At 60.5% G+C, this 15,218-nt stretch carries 8 protein-coding genes and 3 pseudogenes; 9 read left to right on the forward strand and 2 right to left on the reverse strand.

The annotated features are described in order from the left end of the window. Positions 1-104: 104 nt before the first annotated feature. The 6 genes and pseudogenes from AS189_RS10820 (at position 105) to AS189_RS10845 (ending at position 7,844) form a co-directional block, all read left to right on the forward strand. Complete coding sequence (locus tag AS189_RS10820) at positions 105-1,826, forward strand: long-chain-fatty-acid--CoA ligase (protein WP_062288600.1); 1,722 nt, start codon at positions 105-107, stop codon at positions 1,824-1,826. A 155-nt stretch (positions 1,827-1,981) separates the two neighbouring features. Beyond that, complete coding sequence (locus AS189_RS10825) at positions 1,982-3,025, forward strand: LLM class flavin-dependent oxidoreductase (protein ID WP_062288604.1); 1,044 nt, start codon at positions 1,982-1,984, stop codon at positions 3,023-3,025. 98 nt (positions 3,026-3,123) lie between these two features. Next, positions 3,124-4,358 (forward strand): annotated as a pseudogene (locus AS189_RS10830) (pyridoxal phosphate-dependent aminotransferase). A 112-nt stretch (positions 4,359-4,470) separates the two neighbouring features. Then, a complete protein-coding gene (locus AS189_RS10835) occupies positions 4,471-5,529 on the forward strand; it encodes an LLM class flavin-dependent oxidoreductase (protein WP_129587242.1) in 1,059 nt (352 codons plus the stop codon). 625 nt (positions 5,530-6,154) lie between these two features. Continuing rightward, positions 6,155-7,593: pseudogene (locus AS189_RS10840) on the forward strand (anion permease). After that, on the forward strand, positions 7,590-7,844 hold the full coding sequence (locus tag AS189_RS10845; protein WP_062288610.1) for a hypothetical protein: 255 nt from the start codon (positions 7,590-7,592) through the stop codon (positions 7,842-7,844). The pseudogene AS189_RS10840 and the gene AS189_RS10845 overlap by 4 nt, the downstream one beginning before the upstream one ends. 89 nt (positions 7,845-7,933) lie before the next feature. Here the strand turns inward: AS189_RS10845 and AS189_RS10850 are convergent, their stop codons facing one another. Then, positions 7,934-8,392: a hotdog fold thioesterase gene (locus AS189_RS10850; protein WP_062293445.1), complete on the reverse strand. Its 459-nt coding sequence runs from the start codon at positions 8,390-8,392 to the stop codon at positions 7,934-7,936. Positions 8,393-8,531: 139 nt separating this feature from the next. On the opposite strand from AS189_RS10850, the gene polA reads away from it, so the two are divergent. Both polA and AS189_RS10860 read left to right on the forward strand, forming a co-directional pair. After that, entirely contained in the window at positions 8,532-11,162 is a 2,631-nt protein-coding gene (gene polA / locus AS189_RS10855) for a DNA polymerase I (protein ID WP_062293441.1), read from the forward strand. A 41-nt stretch (positions 11,163-11,203) separates the two neighbouring features. Beyond that, the gene (locus AS189_RS10860; RefSeq protein ID WP_062288614.1) at positions 11,204-12,625 is read left to right on the forward strand and encodes a GNAT family N-acetyltransferase; all 1,422 of its coding nucleotides are present in this window, start codon (positions 11,204-11,206) and stop codon (positions 12,623-12,625) included. On the opposite strand, the gene AS189_RS10865 is transcribed toward AS189_RS10860, so the two are convergent. Then, positions 12,622-13,377, reverse strand: coding sequence for an ABC transporter permease (locus AS189_RS10865; protein WP_202814083.1), 756 nt, complete (start codon positions 13,375-13,377; stop codon positions 12,622-12,624). The two genes, AS189_RS10860 and AS189_RS10865, sit on opposite strands and share 4 nt — an antisense overlap. A 246-nt stretch (positions 13,378-13,623) precedes the next feature. Between AS189_RS10865 and rpsA the strand changes: the two are divergent. Further along, positions 13,624-15,101, forward strand: a pseudogene (gene rpsA, locus AS189_RS10870) (30S ribosomal protein S1). The last annotated feature ends 117 nt before the right edge of the window (positions 15,102-15,218 follow it).

Raw genomic sequence — 15,218 nt, forward strand, 5'->3', positions numbered from 1 at the left:
TTCTACAAGGTCCGGAATCCCCACGCTAGCCACCCTTCCGCCCAGAGTCCAGCACCGTCGGGTAAATGTTTCAAAATTCTCCCTAAAGGCGGCAAGATGGAATCATGCCGCACAACGAAACCACCAGCCCAGCCCCCTCACCCGGCCCCGTCCAGCAGCCTTGGGTCGCCAACTACCAGCCGGGTGTTCCGGCCGATATCGAGATGCCCACTGAATCGCTGGTGGAGATGTTTGAGCGGTCCGTGCAGGAAGCAGGTGAGCATCCGGCCATGGAATTCTTTGGCCGGCGGACCAGCTACCGTGAGCTGGGGGAGCAGGTGGTCCAGGCTGCCGAAGGTCTGCGCCAGCTCGGTGTCGGCCGGGGAGACCGTGTCGCCTTGATTTTGCCGAACTGTCCGCAACACGTGGTGGCCTTTTACGCGGTGCTGCGGCTCGGGGCCGTGGTGGTTGAACACAACCCGCTCTACACCTCACGGGAACTGCGCCACCAATTTGAAGACCATCAGGCCCGCGTGGTGATCGCCTGGAACAAGGTGGTTCCGGCCGTGCAGGAGTTCCCTGCCGATGTAGCTCTTGACCGAATCATTTCCGTGGATCTGCTGGCGGAATTCCCGGCCCTCAAGCGGTTGGCCTTGAGATTGCCGTTGAAGAAGCTTCGCGAGACCCGCGCGTCCCTGACTGCTCCGGCGCCCGGTGCGCTGCCCTGGAAGCAGTTGCTCGCCGGTGGCACTCTTGATCCGCTCCACCCGCGCCCTCTGGTCAACGATCTGGCTGTGATTGGCTACACCTCAGGGACCACAGGCCGCCCCAAGGGTGCCAAGCTCACCCACTTCAACCTCTATGCCAACGCGCTTCAGGGCGAAGCCTGGATGCACGGGGCCCAGCAGCAGAAGGAAATTCTGTACGCCGTGCTACCCATGTTCCACGCTTTTGGCATGACGCTGTACCTCACATTCGGTATTCGCAAGCAGGGCCTGCTGGTCCTCTTTCCCAAGTTCGACGCCGATCTGGTGCTGTCTGCGATGAAAAAATCGCCCGCTACCGTGTACTGCGCCGTGCCGCCCATTTACGAGCGCACAGCCATCGCCGCCAAGGAGAAGGGCGTGTCACTGCGCTCCTGCAAATTCTGCATCTCCGGGGCCATGAACTTACCCAACCATGTGGTGGAACTGTGGGAATCGGTCTCCGGAGGGTTGCTGGTTGAAGGGTATGGCATGACCGAATCCTCCCCGGTGGCCCTCGGCAACCCCTTCGCTGAAACCCGGCAGACGGGCACCATTGGGGTGCCGTTCCCCTCCACCTTGATGAAGGTGGTGGATCTGGACGAGCCCTCTCGTGAGGTTGGCCAGGGTGAAGCCGGAGAACTGCTACTCAAGGGTCCGCAGATATTCCAGGGCTATTGGAACAACCCCGAGGAAACCGCCAAGACGTTGACCAAGGATGGCTGGCTGCACACGGGTGACATTGTCACCGTCAATGAACAGGGCTTCACCACCATTGTGGATCGCGCCAAGGAGCTGGTCATTACCGGGGGATTCAACGTTTCCCCGTCTGAGGTGGAAGACGTGCTGCGTCAGCATGAGCATGTGGTGGACGCGGCAGTGTTCGGCCAGGTTGCGCAGCGCGGTGGCGAAATGGTGGTTGCTGCCGTGCAGCTGGAACCCGGTGTGGCGTTGGATGAGGCCGCCCTCCGCGCGTACTGCAAGGGACTCATGGCCAGGTACAAGGTGCCCGTTCGCATTGTGGCCATCGATGACATGCCGCGGTCCATGCTTGGCAAGATCCTCCGCAAGCAGGTCAAGGAGCAATCGCTGCCGCTGCTCTGATTGAGTGCCTGATCGCGTTGCGTGGCTGTTCCCGCGCCGGCACCCTACGCCTGTCCCACCTTGCCCAAATGATCTGTAATCAATATGATCTGTAATACCACGTATATCCGTGGCTCGGCACGGTGTGCCGCCACATCATGAATTATGGAGGCACCATGGAAATCGGCGCGTACAGCTTTGGCGATACACCTCTGAATGCGGACGGCACGCCTGGGTCCACGGCTGAGGGCATTAGGAACCTGTTTGAGGCAATTGTTCATGCAGATACGCAGGGCTTGGACTACTTTGGTGTGGGGGAGCACCACACCGTCTCGATGCCCGCGTCATCGCCCGGTGCCATGCTGGCTGCGGCAGCAGGGGCCACCAAGAATATCAAACTCGGCAGTGCCGCCAGCATCATCAGCACTGACGATCCTGTTCGGGTCTACCAGCAGATGACCACGGCCGATGCCATCTCCGGTGGCGGGCGCATTGAAATCACTGCCGGACGCGGCTCCTCCGTGGAAACTTTCCCACTCTTTGGCTTCGATTTGCGTGACTACGACCAGCTCTACTCCGAAAAGCTTGATTTGCTCATGGCCATCAATAATGCCGAGACGGAAAACGTCACATGGAGCGGCAGTGTACGGCCCGCCATTGACAACCTGGCCGTCGTCCCGCGGCCAGTGAAGGGGAAGCTGCCGCTGTGGATCGCAACTGGCGGCAGCCCGGTGTCGTCCGCCAGGGCAGGACAGCTGGGACTGCCCATCTCCTACGGGATCATTGGCGGTGCGCCGCACAGATTTGCTTCCCTGGCCGAGCTGTACCGGCAATCAGCCGCGCAAGCCGGGCACGCTGGTGCTGAGATCAAGATTTCCGTGGCTGCACTGGGCCTGGTGGCACCCACCAAAAAAGAGGCGCTGGAGCGCTTCTACCCTGGCTGGCGCAACCTCAATGTGGAGATGGGACGGTTGCGCGGCTGGCCGGCACCGGACAAAAATGCCTACCTGGCTCAGGCTGACGCGCCTGGTGCCTACTATGTGGGCGATCCTGACGAGGTGGCGCAGCGGATCGCGCACCTGCACGGCTACATGGGTCACATGCGTCACTTCCTGCAAACAGACATTGGCGGATTGCCGCACGAACACCTGCTCGAATCCATCACGCTGCTGGCCACCGAGGTCAAGCCACGCGTTGACCGGCTGCTGGCCAAGAAGTAACTCCTTGCCGTGGGGGCGGTTGTGAGGCAGTGCCATGGGCTAGCCGCAGTGTGGACTGGTTGGCGGCTTGCAGGGGCGCGTGTGTAAAAATGGAAGGCATGCGCCCCATGCAACATTCTTCCAAGCTAGCCAACGTCCGATACGAACTCCGTGGTCCCATCTTGCATGCGGCCCAAAAGATGGAGGCGGAGGGCCATCGTATCCTGCGCATGAATCTTGGCGATACCGCCCCCTTTGGCTTGGAGGCGCCCGAATCCATTGTGGTGGACATGATCCATCACCTCCGCGGAGCCCAAGGCTACAGCGATTCCAAGGGCATTTTCTCCGCACGCACCGCCATCTCGCAGTACTACCAAACCAAGGGTTTGATGAAGATTGGTGTCGATGACATTTTTGTCGGCAATGGCGTCAGCGAGCTCATCTCCATGACGCTGCAGGCATTTTTGGAAAACGGAGACGAGATCCTCATTCCGGCTCCCGATTACCCGCTCTGGACCGCAACCGTCACCCTGACCGGCGGTGTCCCGTGCACTATCTGTGTGATGAGGACAATGAATGGTGGCCGGACATGGCTGACGTCGAGGCCAAGATCACCCCGGCGACCCGAGCCATCGTCATCATCAACCCGAACAACCCCACGGGCGCTGTCTACCCGGCGCACATTCTGGAAAAGTTTGTGGAGCTGGCTCGCACCTACGATCTGGTGATTTTCTCGGATGAGATCTACGAGAAAATCCTTTATGACGGCCGTAGCCACATCCACATGGCATCGCTGGCCGATGATATTTGCGTGCTGACATTTAGCGGCTTGTCCAAGGCTTACAGAATGCCCGGCTACCGTTCCGGTTGGGTGGCTCTCTCCGGGCCCCGTGCCGCGATGGCTGGCTTCAAGGAAGGACTGGAGTTACTGGCGTCCCTACGCCTGTGCGCCAACGTCCCGGCTCAACACGCCATTCAGACCTCTCTTGGCGGCTATCAGAGCATTGATGATCTAACCAAGCCCGGCGGACGCCTGCGCGAACAGCGTGACAGGGCCTCGGCGCTGCTCAACGCACTGCCGGGCGTCTCTTGCGTGCCGGCCGCTGGGGCCATGTACTTGTTCGTAAAACTTGATCCCGCCCTGTACCCCATTGAATCCGATGAGAAGTTTGTGATTGACCTGCTGCAAGACCAGAAAATCCTGGTCAGCCACGGCACGGCATTCCACTGGCCCACCCCGGATCACTTCAGGTTCGTGATCTTGCCCTCTGTGACTGACATTGATGAGGCCATCCGGCGTATCAGCACGTTCCTGGCCGTGTACCGCAGTAAAGCGGCTCTGACGCGTCGCTAGTTGGCCGGGCCCGCGCCGGGCTGGGCCAGCTGGGTGCGCGGGAATAGTTTCACCGACCCTCTGGTTCCCCAAGTAGATACAAACGCATATTTATTTGGATTGGATGGAAACCATGGCCAGCAGCACTTCCTCGCCCCAGCAGTTTGAGCTGGGTTTGGACACTTTTGGAGACATCACCCTCGATGCCACCGGTGCACCCAAGCCTGCCGCACACGTGATTCGCGACGTCGTCGAACAGGCCGTCCTGGCTGACAAGTTGGGTCTGGATTACTTCGGCGTTGGTGAACACCACCGGGACGACTATGCCATTTCATCCCCGGACATGGTGCTCTCTGCCATTGCAGGACAGACTCAGCGCATCCGTTTGGGATCGGCCGTTACCGTGCTCAGTTCTGATGATCCCATCCGGGTGTTCCAGCGTTTTTCCACGCTCGACGCCGTTTCTTCTGGCCGCGCCGAAGTGACCTTGGGTAGGGGATCCTTCACGGAATCCTTCCCCCTGTTTGGTTTTGACCTGGCCAACTATGAGGAGCTCTTTGAGGAGAAGCTGGAGCTGTTCAGCGAGCTGCGCAAGGAAGGCCCTGTTAGTTGGAGCGGAAACACCCGTCCGGACATGCATGGCCAAATGGTGTACCCGCACACCGAATCCGGATCACTGAAAACCTGGGTCGCGGTGGGTGGCAGCCCGCAGTCGGTGGTGCGTGCTGCACACTACGGACTGCCGTTGATGCTGGCCATCATTGGTGGTGAGCCGGCACAGTTCACTCCCTTTGCGGAGCTCTACCACCGGGCTCTGAAGGAATTCGGGCAGCCGGAACAGCCCATCGGTGTTCACTCACCCGGTCACATTGCCGCCACGGATCAGCAGGCCATGGATGAACTGTGGCCGCACTATGCCGCAGCTCACGGTCGCATTGGACGCGACCGTGGCTGGCCACCCATGACGCGGGCCGATTTTGACGCCACAGCCGGACCTACTGGTGCACTCATGGTGGGCTCCCCAGAGACCGTGGCCAGAAAGATCACCACGGTGGCCACAGCGCTGGGCCTCTCGCGCTTTGACCTGAAGTACAGCCACGGCACGCTCCCTCACGAGGCCATGATGAAGAGCATCGAGCTGTACGCCACTGAAGTTGCCCCGCTCGTGCGGGAGAACCTTCACAAGGCATAGCGTCAGCATCGCTTAGCAGCAAGGCTCAGCCTTAGTCTTGGCTCCGTCAAGAGTATGGCGAGTGTCGTCTAACAATTGTGGCCCCCGCGCGTCCATGCGGGGGCCACAACTGTGTGGTGAGGTGCTCGCAATGGTGGCTTCGGATCCCTTTTCTCACCATCGGGACCATAGTGATCAACGAAACACCGTGACCCGATCTTGGGACGGCGACGCCGCACCAGTGTCCGGTCCGGCGTCATGGCAATGGGCTGGTTCCACGGAGACAGCGGGAGCCTGTTGATCTTTGCGCCAGCGGTCCCAGCGCCCGGAAATCCGGGTCAAATCGCCTCTGGCGGACTGCTCGCACTGTTGAGCAGCGCAGGAATTCTACTCACAACATTGTCGGCTTCCTGCGCAGCGTGTTCCCTGCGGCCCGTGCTGGCGTGGCCCTTAAACACCACGGTTTACCCTTTGTTCACCTTCCGTTAACCTTAAGTGGGGTCACTGGACACCAAGCAGGGCAAAATCATCGTAGGATCGTAAGCGGTTCGGTTCGTCAGCACTGCCGCAAGTCATCGGCGTTGGCACAAGATTTCCGGCTATCTGTTCACAGTCTCGCTTACGCCCTCTCAAGATTGGATCGCGGGTGGATCTCACCTTCATGGTCGTGCTAGTTATAGCACTGGCCCTCTTTTTTGACTTTACGAATGGCTTTCACGACACAGCCAACGCCATGGCTACGCCCATTGCCACAGGAGCCATCAAACCCAAGACTGCAGTGGCGCTGGCCGCGATCTTGAACTTGGTTGGCGCCTTCCTGTCCACAGAGGTGGCCAAGACCATCTCCGGTGGCATCATCAACGAGGGTGGGCCCAACGGTGTGGCTATTACCCCAGGGATGATCTTCGCCGGTTTGATGGGTGCGGTGTTGTGGAACCTGTTCACCTGGCTTCTGGGATTGCCTTCCAGTTCCTCGCACGCACTCTTTGGTGGCTTGATAGGTGCTGCCATTGTGGGCACCTGGTCCTTCGGGGCGGTGAACTTCGCCGTGGTTGTCTCCAAGGTGTTGCTGCCAGCGGTCTTGGCCCCTGCCATTGCCGGTCTGGTGGCCTACCTGTGTACCAAGTTGGCATATGGCATCACCCGCCGTTCCGATCCGGACTCCGGCGACAAGCTGACACAGAAGCGCGGCGGTTTCCGTCGCGGCCAGGTCTTTAGCTCCTCGTTGGTAGCGCTGGCACATGGCACCAACGATGCCCAAAAGACCATGGGTGTCATCACCTTGGTTCTGGTGGCATCGAATCTGCAGGAAGCCGGAACCGGCCCGCACCTCTGGGTCATTGCGGCTTGTGCGGTGGCCATTGCTGGCGGGACCTATGTGGGTGGGTGGCGCATCATCCGCACCCTGGGCTCAGGTCTGACCGACGTCAAGCCGGCGCAGGGTTTCGCCGCCGAAACCAGCACCGCCGCAGCCATTTTGGCCTCCAGCCACCTGGGCTTCGCGCTCTCCACCACGCACGTGGCCTCCGGGTCCGTGATTGGTTCCGGTCTTGGACGTAAGGGTTCAACCGTGCGCTGGGGGCCATCGGCAAGATTGGTATTGCCTGGTTACTCACGCTGCCAGCAGCCGCAATAGTTGGCGGCCTCGCTGCCTTGCTGATGCGAGTAGGGGTCGTGGGCGTTGTCATTGTCGCCGTCTTGGGACTTGGCGCGATCTTGTTCATGTTCTTCTTGTCCCAACGTGAAACTGTGGATCACAGTAACGCTCTGAGTGACGTTGACGCCGTGGGCGACGCCATGCACATTCCCAGCAAGAAGGAACGTGACCGTCTCGCGGCGAAGGCTGTCTCCGCCCAGAAGGTTGCCGCCAAAGCAGCTAAGCGTGCCGCAGAAACAGATGCTGCCCGGGCCGACGCCCAGAGCGCATTGGACCGTGCGGACACGGCTGTGTTGAAGGCCATGACGAAGGCGGCGCTCGAGGCGCAAATGCCCAAGGTCAAGGCCAAGACGGCGGTAGCTGAGCACGCCACTGAGCACGCACCGAAAGTCGCAACCGGGCTCGACGCGCAGGAGGAAAACAAATGATTGACTGGTTCGCCTTTGTCACAGTGGGCCTGACAACCCTTATTGGCGCCGTATTTGTGGTCACCATGTACTCTTTGGGCGTGCGCTTTACAGCAGTGAGTGGTGATGACGCCGGCCGCATCAACCACGTGGCTAGGTGGGGCTCCTATATTTGCTTCGGCTTTTGCGTGCTAGCCGTTGTGACCGCCATCATTTTGATCGTGCCTCCCTTGAACAAGGCGGCTGGCGCCGTCCTCAGCATGATCTTCTAGAGGATTCGTTCGTCAACGCACGACGCCGGGCATGTTCCTTCCGCTACAGCGGCAAGGAACATGCCCGGCGTCGTTAGTTTAAAAACTGGTCAGTCGGAGAGGATCATGTTGGTGATGCGGCAGGTGGAGAGGCGTTGGCCGGCTTCATTGGTCATGACCACCTCGTGGGTGGTGAGTGTCCGGCCCAGGTGAACGGGGGTGGCCGTGCCGGTGACCAGGCCGCCGGCAGCACCGCGATGATGTGTGGCATTGATCTCAATGCCCACCACGCGGGACGTGGGCCCGGCGTGGAAAGCGGCGGCGAAGGAACCCAGCGTCTCGGCTAAAACAACGTGCGCGCCACCATGCAGCAAACCGGTGACTTGCGTGTTTCCCTCCACTGGCATGGTGGCAACCATGGAATCGGCGCTCATGTGAGTGAAGACGATCCCCATCTTCTCCACCAGCGTCCCTACGCCGTGGCGGCTCAGCATGGAATGGTACTCGTCGGGGACCCCTGCGGCGAGGAGTTCGGCGGAACGGGGGTGGGGTGTGAATTTATCGCTCATGATGACTAGGCTTGCACCTGTGAGTGATTCTGCCAAGACGGCCCCCCAGTCCACTGTTGCACCAACCCCCGTAACCGGGACCTCTGCCGAACGTCCGGGAGGCGAAACGCCCAGGATGCTGGTCATTGATGGTCACTCCATGGCGTTCCGTGCCTTCTACGCGCTGCCCCCGGAGAACTTCGCCACCGACACCGGCCAGCACACCAATGCCGTTCATGGCTTCACCTCGATGCTGCTGACCATGATTCGCCAGCAGAAGCCCACCCACGTGGTGGTGGCTTTTGACTTGGACACCCCCACGTTCCGATCTGTGGAGTACACGGAATACAAGGGTGGGCGCAACAAGACGCCGGAGGAGTTCTACGGCCAGATTGATTTGATCATCAAGGTCATGGCCGCCATGCGCATCCCCACCATCTCGGTGGACGGCTTCGAGGCCGATGACATTATCGCCACGCTTTCCGTCCAGGGCGAGGCGGCCGGCTGGGACGTCCTCGTGGTCTCTGGTGACCGTGACGCCTTCCAGCTCATTACCGACAAGGTGCTGGTGCTGTACCCCAAAAAGGGCATCTCCGATATCCCGCCCATGGATGCTGCGGCCGTTCAGGACAAGTACCTGGTCCCGCCCAACCGTTATTCGGATCTGGCCGCCCTGGTGGGTGAATCCGCGGACAACCTGCCCGGCGTGCCTGGCGTGGGGCCCAAGACTGCCGCGAAATGGCTCAAGCTCTATGGCAGCTTGGATGGGGTCCTGGAAAATGTGGACGCCATTGGCGGCAAAGTGGGGGAGTCGCTGCGCAACCATGTTGATGACGTGAAGCGCAACCGGCGCCTGAATCACCTGCTGCGCGACATGGACCTGCCGGTAGCCATCACCGACACCGTACTGCAGTCCCCGGACCGTGAGGCCGTCGAGGAGCTCTTTGACGCCCTCCAGTTCAACACGCTGCGCAAGCGCCTGTTTGACCTCTTTGCCGAGGAGGAACCGGACGACGCCGGAGAAGCTCACCAAGTGCCCGTTCACCAGGTTCTCACCGAGGCAGCCGCCCTGACGCAGTGGCTTGCCGCCGGTACAGCTGGCGCCCCTGTGGCGGTGGATGTGCTCAGCGAAAAGGCAGGGCTGGCCTTCGAAGCCGTTGCGGTGGCGCTGGTACGTAAGGATTCCGCCGTCGTGGTTGAACTGGGAACCGCCGATCAGGAGCTGGAGTCAGCTCTGGCCGCATGGCTTGGCTCCGATGGGCCCAAGGTAGTTCACGAGTACAAGGAGGCGCTCAAGGCGCTTTCTGTCCGCGGGCTGACGCTGTCTGGTGTTGTCGATGACACCTCCTTGTCCGGTTACCTGATTCAGCCGGATCGCCGCAGCTACGAGCTCTCTGCGCTGAGCCAGGTACACCTGAAGGTGTCCTTTGAGTCCGGCGGCGGAGAATCCGGGCAGCTGGACTTGGGCCTAGAGGGTGATGCAACCTTCAGCGATGCCGTCCAGCGCGGCTACGTGGCCTTATTGCTGAGTGAACACTTCGCACCCATGCTGGTGGAGCGCGGTGCCGCCAACTTGCTGCACGAGCTGGAACTACCGCTTGCCGCGATTCTGGCCACCATGGAATTGACAGGTATAGACGTCTCGCAGGAGCGTCTGACCACGCTGCTCACAGATTTCACCGCGGCCATGAATGCGGCGCAAGAAGCTGCCTTTGCCGCTATTGGCCACGAGGTCAACCTTGGCTCTCCCAAGCAGCTGCAGGAAGTGCTCTTTGAGGAATTGGGTCTGCCCAAGACCAAGAAGATCAAGACCGGTTACACCACCGATGCGGCGTCCTTGAAGATGCTGCTGGAGAAGACCGGCCATGAATTCCTGGCGCAGCTCATGGCTCATCGTGAGGCCTCCAAGCTGAAGCAAATGGTGGAAACGCTGAAGAAGTCCGTGGCGGAGGACGGCCGCATTCACACCACCTACGCCCAGAATGTTGCCGCGACTGGCCGGTTGTCCTCCAACAACCCCAATCTGCAAAACATCCCGATCCGAACCGAAGAAGGACGCCGAGTCCGGGACATCTTCGTGGTCAGTGAAGGCTATGAATGCCTGCTGGCCGCGGATTACTCGCAAATTGAAATGCGCATCATGGCCCACCTCTCCGGTGACGCTGGCCTGATTGAGGCCTACGCGCTGGGCGAGGATTTGCACCGCTATGTGGGCTCACATGTGTTTGGTGTGGCCCCGGAAGAGGTCACTTCCGCCATGCGTTCCAAGGTCAAGGCCATGTCCTATGGTCTGGCCTACGGGCTGACCAGCTTTGGCCTGTCCAAGCAGTTGGAAATCTCGGTGGATGAAGCCCGCACCCTGGTCAAGGACTACTTTGACCGGTTCGGTGGGGTACGCGACTACCTGCGCGGTGTGGTGGAACAAGCGCGCATTGACGGCTACACCTCCACCATTGAGGGCCGCCGACGCTACTTGCCGGATCTGGCCAGCACCGACCGCCAGCTGCGTGAACTGGCAGAACGTGTGGCACTGAATTCACCCATCCAGGGTTCAGCTGCCGACATCATCAAACAGGCCATGCTCGGGGTCGACGGGGCGCTCAAGGACCAGAGCCTGAAGTCGCGGATGCTGTTGCAGGTCCATGATGAATTGATCCTGGAAATCTGGCCGGGGGAGCTTGACGCAGTCAAGGCCCTGGTCATCGTACAGATGGGTGCCGCCGCACAGTTGCAGGTCCCCCTGGAAGTGCAGGTGGGTCTGGGCGCCAGCTGGAACGACGCCGGCCACTGACACCCTCCATCATCAGCTGACTCAACCCACCAGGAGCCACCATGAGCACCGCCAGCGAGAAGTCCACCCGCCACCAACGTCCCTTTCCCTATGAGCTGCGTTCCTTCCCTGTTCGTTTTGAGAACGGAGAAGTTCCCTCAGAAGTGGGCCATTGGATCCAGGCGGTTGCCCTGGGCTTCTATGGGGCCGCCCCTGCTCCGGAGTTGTATCAACACCTGGTGACGGCCGAGCAGGTGGACGGGCGCATGGTCATCGGCGCCTATTTGACCGACTCCGTGGCACCGGCGGGTGCATGGGGTGTTCACTACCCGGTGGCAACCTACGCCTACCACCGAAAGACGCTCAACGTGGGTGCGGGAACGTTGCTTCCAGTCCATCAGATCACTGCCGTCACAGTGCGCCCCAGCCACCGCCGTCGTGGATTGCTCAGGGCCATGATGAGCTCGGACCTGGCTCAGGCCAAGGCGGCAGGGCTTCCAATGGCGGCACTGACAGCGTCGGAAGCCACCATTTACGGGCGGTTCGGCTTCGGCGTGGCCACTCACGAATGCTCGGTGGAAGTTGACGTCAAGGGCGGCCTGATGTTCCATAATCCGGCCGCAGCACGGCAAGGCAGTGTGGAAGTGGCTGATGCCCAGGTCATCCTCGAGCTGCACAACGAGGTCTTCGCCAAGGTCCATGGATCAACGTATGGCTCCATCGGCCGCCAAGACACGTACCGTTTCATGGCGGCCGGTCAGGGCAGCTACGAATCGATGGAGCCCATCAAGAAGATTCGGGCCGCGCTGCACTACAACGCCGCTGGGGAGCTGGACGGCTATGTAACGTACACGCCCAGCGAGGGCAAGGATCGCTCCTCGGTGGAAATCGTGGATCTGCTGGCAGCCACCGAGGACGCCTATCTGGCCCTGTGGAACTACTTGGGCTCCTTGGACTTGATCGATGTCATCACGTGGGATCGGGCGCCGCTGGTTGATCCGCTGGAATGGGCCATTGCCGCCAAGCGGGACTACCGGCGTTCCAAGACCGAAGATTTGCTGTGGCTGCGCATTCTCGATGTCCCAGCCGTACTGGCGGCGCGGCACTATCAGCACGACGGAAGCATCACCGTACATGTGGGCGACCAATTGGGGCATGCCTCCGGGTTGTTCCGCATAGAGGTCGACGGCGGCAGGGCCACGGTGACACGGCTGGCCGAGACTGCTGGGGGAGCCGAGCATCACGGCCTCAGGGATCACCTCGATGGCCACGCCGCAGCCTATCCGGACAGTCACGTGGACGTGGATGAGGCACCTGAACTAAGTCTTGGTGTTGCTGAACTCTCCAGTTTGTATCTTGGCGGGGTATCGGCGCGGACTTTGAGTGCTGCCGGCCGCCTTCAAGAATACAAATCCGGGGCTGTAGACCGCTTCGATGCTCTCTTCAGCCCGACGAGCACGCCCCACTGTTTGACCCACTTTTAAGACAAGCGGGGGTAACGCCACGCGCCCCGGGAACCAAGCCATAAGGTCACCGCGGCGGCGGAGGCGTTGACAAGAAGCAGTGAGATGAGCACCAAAAGCTGAATGAGTCCGGCGTCGATCGGGGCGGCACCGCCTAAAATCATGCCCACAAAGGCGCCGGGCAAGGTGACTAAGCCGGCCGTGCGGGTCTGATCCAGCGTGGGAAGTATGGCCTCTCCGGCGACTGGGCGGGCAACCATGAGGCGGGCTGCCGGCCACTGGAAGCCCAAGGCCACGGCTGCCTCCACTTCATGGTGTCGCAGCGTGAGTTCATCGCGGACTCGTCGCCCCGATAACGTCACAGCGGACATGGCGCCACCAATCTGTTGCCCAACCACGGCAATGATGGCCAGCGCGCTGAAGGGGACAACGCCCAGGGCGAACATCAAGACAGCAACGGGGATGACCCCGGCGGCGATGGGAATTGCGGCAATCCACCAGCGGCCGTCCGAGGCAACCCGCCGCCCCGACGTCCACACCGCCACCGTGAACATCAGTGCCACGAAGCAAAAGGCCCAGGGGCCGCGGTCGGACAGCCACGCTATGACAAGCACCACAGCGGCGAGCTGCAGAAGTGCGCGCAGCCCCGCAAACAGCATGTCCCAGGGGGATCGGCCAAGCGCCAGACGCCACAGCGCAGCGGCCAAAATCAGCATGACGGCAAGCAATATCCACGCGTTCGGGCCCAGAATGAGAAGCGTCGAGTTATCCACGATTGTCATTATGGCAAGTCACCGGTGAACTTTTGCGCTCCTTGTCCCAAACAACTAGACTAAATAGGCATGTCATGCGTGAAATGGGCCGTTTCGGCGGTCTTGTGACGCGCAGCACGTGCACCAAGTATTTCGCAGGAACCCCTGCAACCATAATAATTCCGGTTCCCACCGGGCTGGCAGCGACCTTTCGCGGCCGGCTTGGGAATTGGCGAAACCAACTATCCACATCGGAGCCCCTACTACATGACCATCACGACCCCGAGAAGACAAGTACTCCTGTTGTTGCAATCAACGACATTGGTACTGCTGAAGAATTTCTCGCCGCAGTGGACGCAACCATCAAGTACTTCAACGACGGAGATCTCGTCGAAGGTGTAGTTGTCAAGGTTGACCGCGACGAAGTTCTGCTCGACATCGGTTACAAGACCGAAGGTGTCATCCCCTCCCGTGAGCTGTCCATCAAGCACGACGTTGATCCCGGTGACGTTGTCGCCGTTGGCGATCAGGTCGAAGCCTTGGTCCTCACGAAGGAAGATAAAGAAGGCCGCCTGATCCTCTCCAAGAAGCGCGCTCAGTACGAGCGTGCCTGGGGCGACATCGAGAAGGTCAAGGAAGAAGATGGTGTCGTTACCGGTACCGTCATCGAAGTGGTCAAGGGTGGACTTATCCTCGACATCGGCCTGCGCGGCTTCTTGCCCGCATCGCTGGTCGAGATGCGCCGTGTGCGCGACCTGGCTCCCTACATCGGTCAGCAGATCGAAGCCAAGATCATCGAGCTGGACAAGAACCGCAACAACGTTGTTCTGTCCCGCCGTGCCTGGCTCGAGCAGACTCAGTCCGAGGTTCGCTCCACGTTCCTCAACAAGCTGGAAAAGGGTCAGGTTCGTCCCGGCGTTGTTTCCTCCATCGTCAACTTCGGTGCATTCGTTGACCTGGGCGGCGTAGACGGTCTCGTCCACGTTTCCGAGCTGTCCTGGAAGCACATCGACCACCCGTCTGAGGTTGTCGAAGTTGGCCAGGAAGTCACCGTCGAGGTTCTCGAAGTTGACCTGGACCGCGAGCGTGTATCGCTCTCGCTCAAGGCTACGCAGGAAGACCCGTGGCAGACCTTCGCCCGCACCCACGCCCTCGGGCAGGTTGTACCGGGTAAGGTCACCAAGCTGGTTCCGTTCGGTGCGTTCGTTCGCGTTGAAGACGGCATCGAAGGCCTCGTTCACATCTCCGAGCTGGCCGTGCGCCACGTTGAGCTGGCCGAGCAGGTTGTCTCCGTTGGTGACGAGCTGTTCGTCAAGGTCATCGACATCGACCTGGAACGCCGCCGGATCTCGCTGTCCCTCAAGCAGGCTAACGAGGGTGTTGACGTCGACTCCACCGAGTTCGATCCCGCACTCTACGGCATGGTTGCTGAGTACGACGAAGAAGGCAACTACAAGTACCCGGAGGGCTTCGATTCCGAGTCCAACGAGTGGCTTGAAGGCTACGAGACTCAGCGCTCCGTCTGGGAGCAGCAGTACGCTGACGCTCAGGCTCGCTGGGAGTCCCACAAGAAGCAGGTTGCCGAGCACGCCGCAGAAGATGCAGCTGCTGACAACGCCGGTGAAGGTGGCGAGTCCGCAGGGACTTCCTACTCCTCCGAGCCTGCTGCAACCGAGTCAGGTGCCGGCACGCTGGCTTCCGATGAGGCACTTGCTGCTCTGCGCGAAAAGCTGACCGGAAACTAATTTCGGCACAGGTAAGCATGGCTGTGTGAAAACGCAGTGCTGCTGACTTGAGTGTGGGTCCTAGCCATTGGCTGGGGCCCACACTTGCTTAACGCGTAGAGTTTATTGGTTCTGCTT

The sequence above is a fragment of the Arthrobacter alpinus genome (genome assembly GCF_001445575.1).
Taxonomy (GTDB): Bacteria; Actinomycetota; Actinomycetes; order Actinomycetales; family Micrococcaceae; genus Specibacter; species Specibacter alpinus_C.